We start from the raw sequence: 14,775 nt of genomic DNA on the forward strand, positions 1-14,775 counted from the left end.
TCATAACGTTATTAAGACTTTTTCTATATTTAATTATTTAACAAGTGCTGAAAATGTTGATAGGTCTTTACTTGTTCCTGAGCGTCTACATTGGGAACAAATGACCAACCCATACGATTGATAAAATCAGAATATCTTTTTTGAATTTCTAACTGTTGCAAAGCCATTTCCACATGGGCATTTCTAACATTTCTATTTTTCATTAATAAAGCAGAAGTATAATTTTCATTTTCATTTGACATCAATTTAGCACCAGCATGTGCTTCTAATGCAATCCATTTATCGTTGTATTTATTAATTCCCGTACCATCTGCTCTTTGGTTGCTTACATCATACATATTTAAATCCGGAACCTCAACATACTCATTATTATCAGGATTAATTAAAGATAACATTACCCTAACATGCGACATCATGACATTTATCTGGAGAGCAATAATACTTTTCAAATCTGGGTTTGTAGTGTTAATATGATAGACTTTTAACTTATTTATCATTCCTTCGTGTGTAGACAAATGTTCGGCCATTAAGCCAAGGTCTACGGATGGTAAAGTTGACATATAACTCACCTTTCATTAAATAAAATCCCTTTAATTTATGCTGTTTAATGAAAATCTGTTATTAATGCCCACTCTTATCTAGAGAGTGAAAATCGAGTGGATCAATGTAATTCAATACCAAGAATAATATTGCAATGGTAAAAATCATTAAGAATGGATATTTAAAAAAGGAAAGAATTTGTTGGTTGGCTTGTTTACGAATCGATTCTTCTGCTGTATATAAAACAAGTAACAAAACCATTGTTATCATCACAGCAATAATGTTAATGATTGCATTCGGCCTCGTCATTGCTACCATATCTCCTAGCATGGCTCCCATCATCCCCCCCATTAGTCCAGAGAGTATGCCATCAATGACAGCAGGAAGACCTATAGGTAATCCTGCTAAAAACCCAATAACCAATCCAATCAATATAGCGAAAATGGTTGATTTAAATAAATCACCATGATAGATGACGCCTAAAATAGTTCCCATTAGAATTCCTGCCGACATCCCTAATGACATGGATATCATCATTCCATACATTTTTGTTACCCAATTTCGGTAATATGCTACATAAATAATGGTTGTTATAACTTGGGTGGCACACAACAAAAGTATAAAAAATAATGAAATTGACATTATTTCAACCCCAATCTTAGTTTGTCCACTTTTATTGTATTCACTGTTAACCCGCATTATGATATACCCATAGGAGGTTTATGTATTTAAAAATAAACATAAAAGAGTTAACTGCATAAAACTGTAATTTCATTATTAATGAGTTTAGATATTCCTTATGCTTAGTTAAGATAATAATATTTACTTAGCGAAAAACGCTCCAAGTTTTCAACTTAGAGCGTTACTAGGGTCTTATAGTTTGGTAAACTTCAAATAAATCACATTAAACATGCATTCCTTCAATGCTTTGGAAAAAGAATAGAAACCTTCGTTCCAATATTTAATCTACTATCTATCTGAATTTTCCCTTGATGTGCATCTACTAATGCCTTCACAATGGACAATCCAATACCTATTCCACCTGTTTTCCTATCTCTGGATTTATCCCCACGATAAAACCTTTCATAAAGATAAGGAATATCTTCCTCAGCAATTCCAATCCCTTCATCTTTCACAAGGAAACCTATATAATCAGTAGAACCCTCTAGCTTTATCGATACCTTTTTTCCTTTTGGGGTATATTGAAGAGCGTTATTTATTATATTCATCAAAATCTGTGCAACACGATCACGATCCGCTTTAAACCAATATTCTCTTTTAGGTTTTTGAATGTTTAATATAACACCTTTATCCTGAAATACTGACAAAAATTGCCCTTCCATTGAACGTAATATTTCACCTGCTTCTATATTAGTTTTGTTCAACTTTATTTGTGGATTTTCAGCGGCAAGTAACTCTTCTAATTCACCGACAAGGCGCACTAAACGCATCAATTCATCATGACTTTGCTGCAACCTTTTTGGCGTTGGCTCAAATATCCCATCCTGAAAAGCTTCCATTTGACTTCTTAGTGTCGCAAGTGGGGTTCGTATTTCGTGAGCAAAATCAGCAGTAAACTGTTTACGAAGCACCTCTTCTTTTGATAATGATTCAGCAAGTCGATTAAACGATTCACCAAGTGGCTTCATTTCATTTGACAATTCCTTAACTGGTACACGCGTTCGCCATTTATGGTCTTGTAATTCTTGAATAGCTTTTGATAATTTTCGAAACCCAGTTGTTAGGCGCTTAGAAAACAATAGGCTAAACACGAACGCTAAAACAACTGTAACTATAATAGCAAGATAAATATTCGATTTAATTGTATTTAAAAAAGCAATGTCTTCCCCTATCATTTCCTTTGGGTAATAAACTTTCATATTGCCTATATGTCTTTCATCAAATGTTAAATCATAAGAATGTATCTGGTATTCCGTTTTCATATCGGTTTCCGAATGCATCCCCATGCTATCCATCATTCCAAGCATCATCGTTGTATCAGCTATTATTTGTCCGTCTTCATCAGAAATTCTATAAAATAAATTATCCGTCATAGCTTGTTGATGCATTAAATTTGTTAGTTGGTTATCAATAAGTTCCCCTGTTTCTTTATAAGAATTAATTGCTTCATTTTCTATAAGTTTACTGCTTTCCTCTCTATTATTTTGTAAATATTCGTTGAATTGATCTTCAAACCCCCATAATATAGAGAAACTAGTAAGAAAAATACCACAAAGTGACACAACTAATAGGTAAAACAGGATTTTAGAACGAAGTGTCAATCGACGCATCAGATGTTCCTCCAAACTTATATCCCATCCCAAAAACAGTTAAAATATATTCTGGGTGACGAGAATCTGTTTCAATCTTTTTCCGAAGGTTTTTTATATGCGTATCAACACTTCGTTCATATCCTTCAAAATAAGTTCCATCATCCTGAATCTTTTCCAGTAAATCCAAACGACTGTAAACTCGTCCGGGATAGCTTGCCATAGCTATTAAAAGCTTATACTCAATAGGAGTTAGTGGGATGATCTGATTATTCAATGTGATTTCCTTCTTTAAAAGATCTATTGTTAGCTTTCCTTCATTGAACGATAAATGCTTTCCACTATTTATTCTTTTTAACCTACGTAAAATAGCCTTAGCCCTTATTACGACTTCTCTTGGACTAAAAGGCTTTGTAACATAGTCATCCGCCCCAATAACGATTCCGTTAATTAAATCGTCTTCTGTCGATTTTGCTGTTAACATAATGATAGGAACATCACTTTCATTTCTCGTTAATCTACATATCTCTTCACCTGATATATCTGGTAGCATAAGATCTAAAATAATAATATCCGGATTATTTTCTTTTATTTTTTTTAACGCTTCTATTCCATTAGAGGCAAGAATGGTTTCCCATCCCTCTTTTTCAAAATAAGCTTCTAACACTTCAAGAATCATATCTTCGTCGTCAACAATAAGAATTTTAGTCATGTTAAACCACCTCTTTCATATAGTATCATCAATTAAAATGAAAATGATAATCTTCACAACTTCCACATAAGTTCACCACAAATTCTCCATATATGAAAGGTATGATGTAGTTAAGAAAGGAGATGTTTTATATGAAAAAATTAGTAGTAGGGTTATTAACTGGAGCGGTTCTATTAGGAAGTGCAACTTTTGTTGCGGCCGAATCAAATGAAAATGGCATCTTCAACTTTGAGGAAATGCAACCGCATATTGAAGAAATGCATCCTAATTTATCACCAGAACAGCAGGAAGAAATGTTTAATAACTGTCATGGCGACAATGGTATGATGCAAAACGATACTGAATTCCGTGATATGATGTATAATTTATAGTTTAAAGAGGTGATCCTGTATAATGGGGATGATGAATATGATGGGTTATGGGTTACTTGGATGGATACTTAACCTTGCATCTATCGGTATCGTTGTGTATTATGCCACCAAATTAGCATTAAAAAATTATCAGAAGGATTAATTTAATCGTAATCTCTTTATAAAGGAGCGACTGTAAGTGTGATCATTCCTTTTAAATCATGATAATCGATGTTACTGTTTAACCCGTTTAACATAAAACTTTAACTCATGCATGAAATGATAGTATTTTGCAAATCAAAGAACCTTCAATATAAAACCAATGTATAATTGATTGTATATTGAAGGTAATCCTAACACTTATTTCATCAAACTTCCGTTAGTTTAAATGAATTATTCACAATATTTATTAGTAAAGACTTATATATTACAAGAGAAAACACCAAGAGAATTTCTTGGTGTTTTTTTATTCCCCTGTCTCAGCAAAGTGTTTGATTCGATTGCCAATTTCATCACGAACACGCTGGAAAACTGCCCATTTTTCTTCTTCCGTTCCTTCTGCTCTTGCAGGATCATCAAATCCCCAGTGTTCCCTTTTGACTTTAGGTGGTGTAACAGGACATTTATCTTTTGCATCACCACAAAGGGTAACAGCTAAAGCTGCGTTGTTTAGTATTTCAGAATCGATAATATCCGATGTTTGATTTGATATGTCAATTCCTGCTTCTTTCATTGCTTTAACTGCATTCGAGTTCAGTCCGTGTGCTTCAATTCCACCACTTTTAACTTCCCATTCCTCTTGGTTTAAGTATTTTTTTGCCCAACCCTCTGCCATTTGGCTTCGGCACGAATTCCCAGTACATAGAAAGTAGATTATTTTTTTTGTCATAGCTCATTCTCCTTTAGAAAAATAGTAATGAAATATAAAGTCCAATTAATGTTATCAATAGGATGGGTATCGTTAAAACAACCCCAGTTTTAAAATACGTTCCCCACGATATTTTCATCCCTTTTTGGGATAAAACGTGAAGCCATACCAATGTGGCGAGTGACCCAATTGGAGTGATTTTTGGTCCTAAATCAGATCCTATAATATTCGCATAAACAAGTGCCTCTCGTATTACACCTGATGTATTTGTTTCTGCAATTGGCAAAGCATCAATCATAACAGTTGGCATATTATTCATAATTGCAGATAGAATAGCTGCTATAAAGCCCATAGAAACGGTAGCAATTAACAATCCTTCTTCAGCCACTTCTTGAATAACACCTGCCAAGACAGAAGTAAGTCCTGCATTTCCTAATCCATAAACAACGACATACATTCCTATTGAGAAAAATCAATATTCCAAGGCGCTCCTTTAATTGCTGATTTTGTATCTACTACTTCGCTTCTTCTAGCCATCAGAATAAAAAGTATCGCAACAATACCTGCCACAATGGAAACAGGAATATGAATGAATTCACTAGTAAAGTAACCAATTAATAATACAGTTAAAACAAACCAAGACAAACGGAACAATTTTTGGTCCTTGATCGCTTCTACTGGTTTTCTTAATTTAGACAAATCGTATGTTTTAGGGATACTTTTTCTGAAATAAATGAGTAAGACGGTAATCGTTGCAATTAGTGAAAAAATGTTTGGAATAACCATCCTCACAGCATATTCGAGGAATCCAATTCCAAAGAAATCAGCAGAAACAATATTTACCAAGTTACTTACGATAAATGGTAATGATGTTGTATCAGCAATAAAACCACTAGCAATAATAAACGGAAAAAACATTTTTTCCTTGAATTTCAAATGACGAACCATTGCAAGTACAATTGGTGTTAATATTAATGCAGCTCCATCATTGGCGAATAATGCAGCAACAATCGCACCTAAAATACTCACATAGACAAACATTTTAATTCCATTTCCTTTTGCAATCCTCGCCATATGTAGAGCAGACCGCTCAAACAAACCAATTTGATCTAATATTAATGAAATAAGGATGATTGCAACAAACGATAATGTTGCGTTCCAAGTAATGTCTATTACTTCTAAGACATCACTAAATCCAACAACTCCTACTAAAAGAGCAATGATTGCTCCAGCACAGGCAGACCAACCGATATTTAATCCTTTAGGCTGCCAAATAACGAAAATTAATGTAGCAATAAAAATAATAAGTGCTAATATCAATGTTGTTGACAAAAAATAAACCTCCAATTAATAGCAAGAAATATCTTCGATGTTTATTAACCTACACAACAAGTTTCTCCATCAACTTGTTCTATATCACTATCTTCTTTTGTATAAAAGAACTCCCATTCATTCCCATCTGGATCTGTAACCCAAAATTTATCTTGAACAGCATAGCAGCATGTTGTATTCATTTCATCACGAGCAAAGAATCCTTCTTTTTCTAATCTCTCTTTATGAGTAAGTACTTCTTCAACATTATTAACTTGGAACCCAAAATGGTTTACTTGATTACCTAGTACTTCACCTTTAACATTTAATGTGAAATTTAATCCCGGCTCCTCTAATAAGAATTTCGCATAATCAGCTTTTGTTTTTACAGCCTTCATACCAAATACTTTTTGATAAAAGTCAATTGATCTTTCCAAATCGGTTACATTAATCCCCACGTGAACATATTTCATCTAAAATTCCTCCCAGATATTCATTAAATCAAAAAAGGTTGATTGATAGTATAAATATTAACAACAACTATTATTTGCAGCTTTATTCTCCGTTTTTCTAAAAATACAGCAAAGTTCTTCAGAGAGTAACCCATTTACTTCTTTTTCATTTATATCGTAATAACTCCAAGTACCCTTCGTTTCTTTAACAATTAAGTTTGCATCTAATAAAATTTTAAGATGATAAGATAATTTTGACTGTGAAACACTAAATTCTTCCGTTAAATCACATACACAAGTTTGACCTCTTTGAGCAAGCTCATACATTATTTCTAACCCTTTTTGATCAGCAAAAGCTTTAAACTTTTTTTCAAATTGTTGAAATGTTGGTTTTACTGCTTCCAAATTAAAATCCCCCTTTCATCAATTTTTTTTGATATATAAATCATAATTTACGCATAATTTATTTTTTTAATAAAGGCAATAACTAAATCAAAAAAATTGATTTATTGAAAGTACTTCTTAACTCTAAGTGATATCTTAATCGTATTACACCACTATTGCACTACCCAGTTAGCATAAAAACAAAGGGTGCGTGAATCCTTCTTGGATCAACGCACCCCGTTTGTTAAAATAGGAATGAGAATAATGCTTTTAATGTACCATTTTCAAACATAATATATATCCCTAGCCCAATAAATACAATTGGTACAATCCAACGTTCATATTTCTCAATTTTTTCCGATACAAAATCTAAGGAAGCTAAGCGATAGCTAATAAAGCATAAAACCCCAACCATAATGAAAAAGACAATACTAGCAACAAGGATTTCTATCGTATTTAATGTCGTGAAATAAGGTATATAGATAGAAAAGTCATCTGCACTGGAAGACAGGACAATAAATGTAACGGTTAAATATAATTGATTAAATCGATTGGAGGAAAATAGAGATAATATATTGCTTTCACTTTCATCCTCCTCTCCCATGATCCAAATCTTAATACCAAGATAAAGGGGAATAAGCCCAAGGAGACCTAAAACCCATTGCTCAGGAATTAACCATGTAATACCTAGGGCAACCAATAGACTTGCAGCTATAATAATTGCTGTACCTATGTATTGTCCAATCCATATATGTTTTGCTTGCCCTTTTTTTATTTGCGAAAACAAAAGGATTAAAATAATAAGATAGTCAATCCCTGTTGCTACATAAACTGCAGCTGCTGTAAGTGCCGTTGCAATCATTATTTCATCTCCAATACTTCTGGATAGGGCTTTTCAATGGCAAGAAAAGCCCTTAATTTTACACACACATATTTATATATTAATTTTCTTTTACCCGCATTAACCTTAAACCATTTAAAGCGACTAAAAGAGTTGCTCCCATATCTGAAAGGATGGCAATCCAAAGTGTTAGCCAACCGGGGATAACCAATAATAAGGCAATGAATTTAATAGCTAATGCGAATGTGATATTTTGCTTAATTATAGTCAGTGCTTTTCGGCTTAGTTTCACAGAAAATGGAAGTTTTCTTAAATCGTCTCCCATTAAAGCTACATCTGCTGTTTCAAGGGCAGTATCTGTACCAGCTCCACCCATTGCGATTCCAACAGTAGAGGCAGCTAACGCAGGGGCATCATTGACACCATCTCCAACCATCGCTACGTTGCCATATTTAGATCTCAATTGTTTAATAAATTCTAATTTGTCTTGTGGCAATAGTTCTGCTTGGATATCCGTTACCCAAACATGACCTCCAATTGCATTGGCTGTACCTTTGTTGTCACCTGTAAGCATGATGGTTTTTTTGATTCCAAGTTGATGTAACTTATGAATAATTTCCTTGCTGGATTCACGTACTTCATCAGCTACTGCAATGACAGCAAGGATTTCTTTTTCAGTTCCAACAACCATTGCAGTTTTCCCTTGATTTTGAAGGGTCTTAATAAGTTGATCTTGCTCGTTATTAAAATCGACTGATAGATTCTCAAATAATTTCGGATTTCCAATGTAATAAGTCGTGCCGCTGATAGTCCCCTTAATTCCTTTTCCCGTTATAGAAGAGAAATCATCCACGATTACATCAGTATAGGAAATGTTCTCCTCTTTTGCTTTTTTCATAATAGCTGAAGCTAGAGGGTGCTGAGAACGATATTCTAATGCAGTAATGATAGATAACATTTCTTTTGCATTTACCTGACTGTTCAACACATTAAAATCTGTTACAACTGGAATCCCTTTTGTTAATGTACCCGTTTTGTCAAAGGCAATCGCTTTTAAGGCGCCCATTTCTTCTAGATAAATTCCGCCTTTGATAAGCACACCTTTTTTAGCTGCATTTCCAATTGCTGAAACAATAGAAATTGGGGTTGAAATAACTAATGCACAAGGACAACCAACGACAAGAACAGCTAGCCCTTGGTAAACCCATGTTCCCCAGCTCCCACCAAATAATAATGGTGGCACAACAGCAACCAGTCCTGCGATAATCATAATAATAGGTGTATAATATTTTGCAAATTTATCTACAAACGCTTGAGATGGCGCACGTTCCCCTTGAGCCTCTTCAACAAGGTGAATGATTTTGGAGATTGTTGTATCTTCAACAAGCTTTGTTACTTTAACCTCAAGTATTCCCTCTTCATTTAATGTTCCTGCAAAAACTTCATCATCAGTCGTTTTTTCGACAGGGACTGACTCGCCTGTAATAGCCGCTTGATTAACAGCAGAGTAACCATTTACTACTACACCATCCATAGCAAGCTTTTGACCGGGTTTCACAATCATAATATCGCCAACAGCAATATCATCAACATGAATCATCATTTCTTGCCCATTTCTTCTAACAAGCGCCTCTTTAGGAGCAATATCCATTAGAGATCGAATCGATTGTCTTGCTCGGTCCATTGAAAATCTTTCTAGAGCTTCACTAATCGCAAAAAGAATAACAACAATTGCACCTTCTGCCCATTCCCCAATAATAGCTGCTCCAATAATTGCCACTGTCATAAGGGTTTTCATGTCAAATTCAAAATGTAGCAAGTTTTGAAACCCGACTTTAAAGAGTGAATATCCGCCAATTACTATCGCTGCTGCAAACAATAGGGAAGTAATAATATTTTCTTCTCCATTAACAAACTGAGAAATATAACCAAAAATGATTAATAAAGTAGCATATAGTAACGTGCTGTGTTTTTTATAAAATGGCTCTTTTTCTTCTTTAACCTCTTGTTTCTCTTCCCTTAATGGTTTATCTTGAGTCACTTTAAGATTTTCAAAAGCACCGGCTTTTTCTAATTCTTCAATGGTTGTATCGCCATATACCTCGATTTTAGACGCACCAAAATTTACTTTTGCATCCTGAACCCCTGATAATTTTTTTACATTCTTTTCGAATTTACCAGCACAATTAGCACACGAAAATCCTTCAACCCGGTACACATTTTTATCCTGATGAACAACAATTGGTGCTTGCCGTTTTAGTTTTTCAGGCATTACTTTAAGATTTTCAAAAGCTCCCGCTTTCTCTAATTCTTCAACAGTTGCATCACCATACACGGATATTTTAGATGCGCCGAAATTAACTTTTGCGTCTTGAACATTGGGTAGTTCCTTAACATTTCTTTCAAATTTTCCTGCACAATTTGCACATGAAAAGCCTTGTACTCGGTAGGAAGTCATTTCTAATTCTAATCGTTCTGCTTGTTCAGACATTTACCTCCACCTCTTTCTTGTGTGTTAATGCAATCATCATAATTTGTTTGATATGTTTATCGTTTAACGAATAAAAGGAGAGCTTTCCTTCCTTCCGATATTTGACAATCCTTTGCTTATAAAGTGTTCGTAAATGATGAGAAGCATTAGCAACCGTAACTCCTAAGATATTTGCTATATCACAAACACATAGCTCATCATCTTGACACAGAGCATAGGTGATTTTTGCTCTATTTTCATCGGCAATTGCTTTTAACATTTGAGATATACCAGAAATATCTACTGTTTGTAAATCACCCTGTATTCGATTAACCTTTTCCTCGTCATAACAAAAAACTTCACAAGTATCCTTTTTATTCAAATCATCACCTCATTCAAATATTCATTTGAATATATCATAACTTTTTCCCGTTACATATTCAAGCGATTACTTGAATGATTAAAAAAAGAACTGAGATTTCCCAATTCTAATAACATCTTCTTGAATTTTCATTTATTAGCCTTAATAAGATGGACTCACAAAAATTTGGATAGTCCTAATAATAGTTCAAGAAAAAGTGAATATTATTCTTTCTTCAATAAAGCTAAGTTTTCACGTATGACTTAAATAACAAAAAGTTGGTTAGACTGATATTAGAATATTAGAAACATTCTTCACTAGAATGATAAATATATTTGGGTTGTATTATTTTATAGAATCCCGTCCTTATTTTGATTTTAGCAGATCGATTAAAATAAGGATGGGATTTCTCATTATATTAGTGTTGATACTATTTTTATATATTTGCTTTAGAAAGTAAATGAAGTTATAATGTAAAGTATTAATTTTATTTTTAGTATTTATCTTGCTATTTCTATATTGTTTACTATATAATAGCACCACTAAACTTTATAAGATAAAATCAAAATTTCATAATAAAAAAGGGAGAACCCCAAATCTATGTTAGGTCTTTGTTAGTACAAAGGCGTTCTTAGATTTGGGGTTCTTTTCTTTTTGCACAAGTTTTGGAGGGTTAAGTAATGACAATGTTAAGTAGAGAAATGTTAAAACAACAAAAAATATTAAAGAGTCTTTCATCTGTTTCTCTTCGTCTAATCCCATTTTTAGCGGCAAATACAGATTTAGACAAACGAATTAATGTAACCTTAGAACAAATTGAAGCAGCTAATATTATGACTCCGCGTCTAATAAAGGAAGCATTAGGAAGACTGGAGAAAGCTGAGTGGATCTATCGGGATAAAGATGGTTTCTTATATAGTAAATTCAACACTATTTCAACAGCTGATAACCATAATTTCCACTATATAAATTTGTATAAATTCTTTCAATCTGATGAATATAAAAAATCATACAAGCGCCAATTACAATTCCTATTTTATATTCTAACAGCAAAGCTTCCTGGTCACGAGCATTCTTTAGCTATTGAGCATCTTTATCAAAACCGAACCAATGCAAAGCATGTAAAATTAGACTTTTTTATTAGTTTTGAAGATATGATGTCCAACCTTTTAGATTTAATTAAAAAAGGTTTCTTTGAAGTGCGGATTGGAGTGAGCAAAGAAAAACTAAATAAAAACACTAGAAACCTAAAAGAAAGATTATATACTTTTGCCGAAAAAACAGGTAAAAGAAAGAAACGTATGAGTCAAAAAGAAGAAAAACACCATATCATTCATATTTGTATAGCAAAAAATTTAGTATCAAAAGATCAAATTTGCGACATTTATGATATGACAAGATTGGCAACTTTGCAGGATTTAAAATCTATTGCAAAAGATTTTGGATGTAGTTTAGACAGCTTTGATGTAAAAGCCTTAGAGAAGGTCCATATGGTAAAAGCAAAAATATATAAGGTATTCGGTGATGTAGGAATACAATTATACCGTGAAGGCTTAAAGGATTTTTTCAATAATAGAAGCCATGCTTTTCAAAGCCTAATGGAAAATGGTGATTTCGGTAATACAATCAAAAACTTTTATGTTATTCCTAGAATTGAACAAAGACTTAAATCCTTATTCGAACAGGTGAAAAATGATTATTTTACTAAAGTAAATACATTCCCATATCAATCTTTAAATTTAAAACATGCTATCCAAGACAGTAAACCGTTTATATCTTACATTATGGAGGAATCATATAACGACAACCTTATCATATTAGATCGTGAGTTAGAAGCAGCATATAGCTTCATTTATAACCAATTCACACAAGTAGATAAGACTTGGTATGAATTTAAAGAAAAAGTAGAAAAAATCTATAAAGATGAGGCCGAAGCTTATGGTAATGATAGGAATAAAGTATTTTATCTTGCTAACGAAAGGCAATTAAATCAAAAAGAACGTACTATCACTAAAATCAAATGGGACAGTAACTATAAAAGAGAAAGAAGAGAAAAGTTACTTTATAATCCTTACGTAGCAATTACCGAGTAATATCGTATCCTTTTTAAAAAACTATTATTACTTTTTTTTAGGTCAAAAATACGGGAATTACCTAATTGTAATTTTTTTAAAATATAAAATATAAATTCTGCCTTTCTGCCCTAATGGAGAAGGGTTATTTGGCATGACCATTTTTCAAACAATACCTTTTTATAAAAATGTATAGGACGATTCTCTTGTTTCTGTATTGATTCTTTCACAATAAGGCCATTTTAAAAAGGATAAAGTCCAATTATTTCAGGAAATTTTTATAGTATCTGTATAAATATCTATATTTTAAGACAAAAATCTGATTTACATTAATTAATTTCATATTATAGATATCTGATTTATAGTATCCTTGAAATTAATTGTCATATAAACTCTTCAATCCCTTGCCAAATAAGGGTGTCTTAAAGTAACTTTAAGACACTAATGTATCTTATAATGTTTTATATTATTAACTTTTATTACTATATATATCACTATTCTAATTAAATGCTAAGTGATGTATTTGGCATTTAATTTATGTATGAAATGGCAGTATAAATTTTGTATTAAAGTTACCCAACATATAAATAGGTACTTTTATATTTGTATTCCTGTTCAACAATCGCCCCAATAATGAATAAAAATGAAAGAAATAAAAATGTGATTGCACTATACTTGCTATAAATTGGGTTTTTAGAGAAAGGAAAGAATTCTTTATGGGGATATTAGATAAACTACAAACTGTTATTATACTATTTGCTGTTGGGTTAGGTCTCTTATTAGGACAGATAAACATAATTGAACAATATGCGGAAAACTTTATTACACCGTTTCTTTTGTTAATGCTATACGGGTTATTTTTAACAATTCCATTGCAACAATTAAAAAGGGCTTTTTCAAATATTAAATTTCTAGGATCCAGTACGATCATTAATTTTATCTGGACACCAATATTTGCTTGGGGTTTAGGTTCCATTTTCTTATCTGATTATCCTGCTTTATGGATTGGTTTTATTATGCTTATGGTGACACCTTGTACAGATTGGTATCTAGCGTTTACTGGCATAGCAAAAGGAAATGTGTCTCTTTCAACATCTGTTTTGCCGATTAATTTAATTTTGCAAGTCGTACTTTTGCCAGTGTATTTGTTAATATTTGCTGGAACTATTGAATCGATACCTATATCAACGCTTATAGAAAGTATAGTTATTGTATTAGTTGTCCCATTTATAATTGCTCATCTTACACGATTCTTATTAAGAAAAAAATCTGTTTTAAACAACAAAATCATTCCCTTTTTTGGCAATACTCAAATAATCTTTTTATCATTAGCTATTATGGCAATATTTGCTTCCCAAGGTTCTTACTTACTTGAAAACCTTGAAGTGATTTACATTCTAATTATTCCAGTTTTATTATTTTTTATCATTAATTATGTAGTAGGACGATTTGTAGGGAAATTTTTAGGATTTTCCTATGAAGATTTAGTTAGTTTAAATATGACGATTATTGCTAGGAATTCCCCTGTTTCTTTGGCTATAGCTGTAACAGCATTTCCTGATCAACCTCTTATTGCTTTAGCTTTGGTTATTGGACCTTTAATTGAATTACCCGTGCTTGCCATAGTCTCGCAAGTTCTACTTTTTACAAGGAAAAAGAGTGAAAATAAAGATTATCCTATATAATTGAGGATAATCTTTATTTTATCTAACAATCTGGCCCATAAGCGATATAGCGCTATTCTTTATTAGGAAAAGAGCGCCCGTAATAGATATAGACATTCACTGAATTTCTGACCTTCTCATAAAAGAAGAATATTATGGTAATTCCAACAGGTAGGAAGTGTGATGATATTTAGTCCTTCAAAGATATTTCCCTTTATTGAATCTAAATTTGTTGTGTCATCTTCATATATTCCATCATCATTTGTTTCATTTTATCCATCCGCATCATGGGCATACCGGCTTCTGTTCTTCCAGTATAATTTGGATAATAATAGTATGGGTATTGATAATATAATTTTGCTCACTCCTGTTCCTGTAATACAATAATATCTAATATTTTATATATGCCTTTAACATAATACGTAATGTTTCCTTCAAAAAAATGACCCGATTGCTGAAGATTAGGGTTCCTACTTTTGA

The 14,775-nt window shown here is 32.6% G+C and carries 13 protein-coding genes and 1 pseudogene; 3 read left to right on the plus strand and 11 right to left on the minus strand.

The window, feature by feature from the left end:
• Positions 1 to 29: 29 nt before the first annotated feature.
• The 4 genes from A9178_RS04915 to A9178_RS04930 form a co-directional block, all read right to left on the minus strand.
• Positions 30 to 560: a spore coat protein gene (locus A9178_RS04915; protein ID WP_068672940.1), complete on the minus strand. Its 531-nt coding sequence runs from the start codon at positions 558 to 560 to the stop codon at positions 30 to 32.
• A 61-nt stretch (positions 561 to 621) separates the two neighbouring features.
• A complete protein-coding gene (locus tag A9178_RS04920; protein WP_068672942.1) occupies positions 622 to 1,182 on the minus strand; it encodes a hypothetical protein in 561 nt (186 codons plus the stop codon).
• Positions 1,183 to 1,460: 278 nt separating this feature from the next.
• A complete protein-coding gene (locus tag A9178_RS04925; RefSeq protein ID WP_068672944.1) occupies positions 1,461 to 2,831 on the minus strand; it encodes a sensor histidine kinase in 1,371 nt (456 codons plus the stop codon).
• Positions 2,806 to 3,522, minus strand: coding sequence for a response regulator transcription factor (locus tag A9178_RS04930; RefSeq protein WP_068672946.1), 717 nt, complete (start codon positions 3,520 to 3,522; stop codon positions 2,806 to 2,808). The genes A9178_RS04925 and A9178_RS04930 overlap by 26 nt, the downstream gene beginning before the upstream one ends.
• A 131-nt stretch (positions 3,523 to 3,653) precedes the next feature.
• Here A9178_RS04930 and A9178_RS04935 point away from each other — a divergent pair, with 131 nt between their 5' ends.
• Positions 3,654 to 3,893, plus strand: coding sequence for a hypothetical protein (locus tag A9178_RS04935; RefSeq protein WP_068672949.1), 240 nt, complete (start codon positions 3,654 to 3,656; stop codon positions 3,891 to 3,893).
• A gap of 445 nt (positions 3,894 to 4,338) precedes the next feature.
• On the opposite strand, the gene arsC is transcribed toward A9178_RS04935, so the two are convergent.
• The 7 genes and pseudogenes from arsC to A9178_RS04970 form a co-directional block, all read right to left on the minus strand.
• Complete coding sequence (gene arsC / locus A9178_RS04940) at positions 4,339 to 4,761, minus strand: arsenate reductase (thioredoxin) (RefSeq protein WP_068672951.1); 423 nt, start codon at positions 4,759 to 4,761, stop codon at positions 4,339 to 4,341.
• A gap of 13 nt (positions 4,762 to 4,774) precedes the next feature.
• Positions 4,775 to 6,072: pseudogene (locus tag A9178_RS04945) on the minus strand (arsenic transporter).
• 44 nt (positions 6,073 to 6,116) lie between these two features.
• Positions 6,117 to 6,524 carry an ArsI/CadI family heavy metal resistance metalloenzyme gene (locus A9178_RS04950; protein WP_068672953.1) on the minus strand — a complete coding sequence of 136 codons (408 nt, stop codon included), beginning with the start codon at positions 6,522 to 6,524 and terminating at the stop codon, positions 6,117 to 6,119.
• 57 nt (positions 6,525 to 6,581) lie between these two features.
• Positions 6,582 to 6,908 carry an ArsR/SmtB family transcription factor gene (locus A9178_RS04955; protein WP_068672955.1) on the minus strand — a complete coding sequence of 109 codons (327 nt, stop codon included), beginning with the start codon at positions 6,906 to 6,908 and terminating at the stop codon, positions 6,582 to 6,584.
• Between the two features lie 223 nt (positions 6,909 to 7,131).
• Positions 7,132 to 7,749, minus strand: coding sequence for a CadD family cadmium resistance transporter (locus tag A9178_RS04960; protein ID WP_068672957.1), 618 nt, complete (start codon positions 7,747 to 7,749; stop codon positions 7,132 to 7,134).
• Positions 7,750 to 7,828: 79 nt separating this feature from the next.
• Positions 7,829 to 10,219, minus strand: a complete 2,391-nt coding sequence (locus A9178_RS04965; RefSeq protein ID WP_068672959.1) for a heavy metal translocating P-type ATPase — start codon at positions 10,217 to 10,219, stop codon at positions 7,829 to 7,831.
• Positions 10,212 to 10,580 carry an ArsR/SmtB family transcription factor gene (locus A9178_RS04970; protein WP_060681771.1) on the minus strand — a complete coding sequence of 123 codons (369 nt, stop codon included), beginning with the start codon at positions 10,578 to 10,580 and terminating at the stop codon, positions 10,212 to 10,214. Before A9178_RS04970 ends, A9178_RS04965 begins: the two co-directional genes overlap by 8 nt.
• A 659-nt stretch (positions 10,581 to 11,239) precedes the next feature.
• Here A9178_RS04970 and A9178_RS04975 point away from each other — a divergent pair.
• Positions 11,240 to 12,652, plus strand: coding sequence for a hypothetical protein (locus tag A9178_RS04975; RefSeq protein ID WP_068672961.1), 1,413 nt, complete (start codon positions 11,240 to 11,242; stop codon positions 12,650 to 12,652).
• Positions 12,653 to 13,347: 695 nt separating this feature from the next.
• Positions 13,348 to 14,316: an arsenic resistance protein gene (locus tag A9178_RS04980; protein WP_068672962.1), complete on the plus strand. Its 969-nt coding sequence runs from the start codon at positions 13,348 to 13,350 to the stop codon at positions 14,314 to 14,316.
• The last annotated feature ends 459 nt before the right edge of the window (positions 14,317 to 14,775 follow it).

The sequence above is a fragment of the Oceanobacillus sp. Castelsardo genome (assembly GCF_001659985.1).
In the GTDB taxonomy this organism is placed as follows: Bacteria; Bacillota; Bacilli; order Bacillales; family Amphibacillaceae; genus Oceanobacillus.

Excerpts from the sequence above, each read along its gene's own strand:
- A9178_RS04920 (WP_068672942.1), bottom strand. The coding sequence starts at position 1,182 with ATGTCAATTTCATTATTTTTTATACTTTTGTTGTGTGCCACCCAAGTT.
- A9178_RS04975 (WP_068672961.1), top strand. The coding sequence starts at position 11,240 with ATGACAATGTTAAGTAGAGAAATGTTAAAACAACAAAAAATATTAAAG.
- arsC (WP_068672951.1), bottom strand. The coding sequence starts at position 4,761 with ATGACAAAAAAAATAATCTACTTTCTATGTACTGGGAATTCGTGCCGA.
- A9178_RS04915 (WP_068672940.1), bottom strand. The coding sequence starts at position 560 with ATGTCAACTTTACCATCCGTAGACCTTGGCTTAATGGCCGAACATTTG.
- A9178_RS04950 (WP_068672953.1), bottom strand. The coding sequence starts at position 6,524 with ATGAAATATGTTCACGTGGGGATTAATGTAACCGATTTGGAAAGATCA.
- A9178_RS04935 (WP_068672949.1), top strand. The coding sequence starts at position 3,654 with ATGAAAAAATTAGTAGTAGGGTTATTAACTGGAGCGGTTCTATTAGGA.
- A9178_RS04960 (WP_068672957.1), bottom strand. The coding sequence starts at position 7,749 with ATGATTGCAACGGCACTTACAGCAGCTGCAGTTTATGTAGCAACAGGG.
- A9178_RS04965 (WP_068672959.1), bottom strand. The coding sequence starts at position 10,219 with ATGTCTGAACAAGCAGAACGATTAGAATTAGAAATGACTTCCTACCGA.
- A9178_RS04980 (WP_068672962.1), top strand. The coding sequence starts at position 13,348 with ATGGGGATATTAGATAAACTACAAACTGTTATTATACTATTTGCTGTT.
- A9178_RS04930 (WP_068672946.1), bottom strand. The coding sequence starts at position 3,522 with ATGACTAAAATTCTTATTGTTGACGACGAAGATATGATTCTTGAAGTG.
- A9178_RS04925 (WP_068672944.1), bottom strand. The coding sequence starts at position 2,831 with ATGCGTCGATTGACACTTCGTTCTAAAATCCTGTTTTACCTATTAGTT.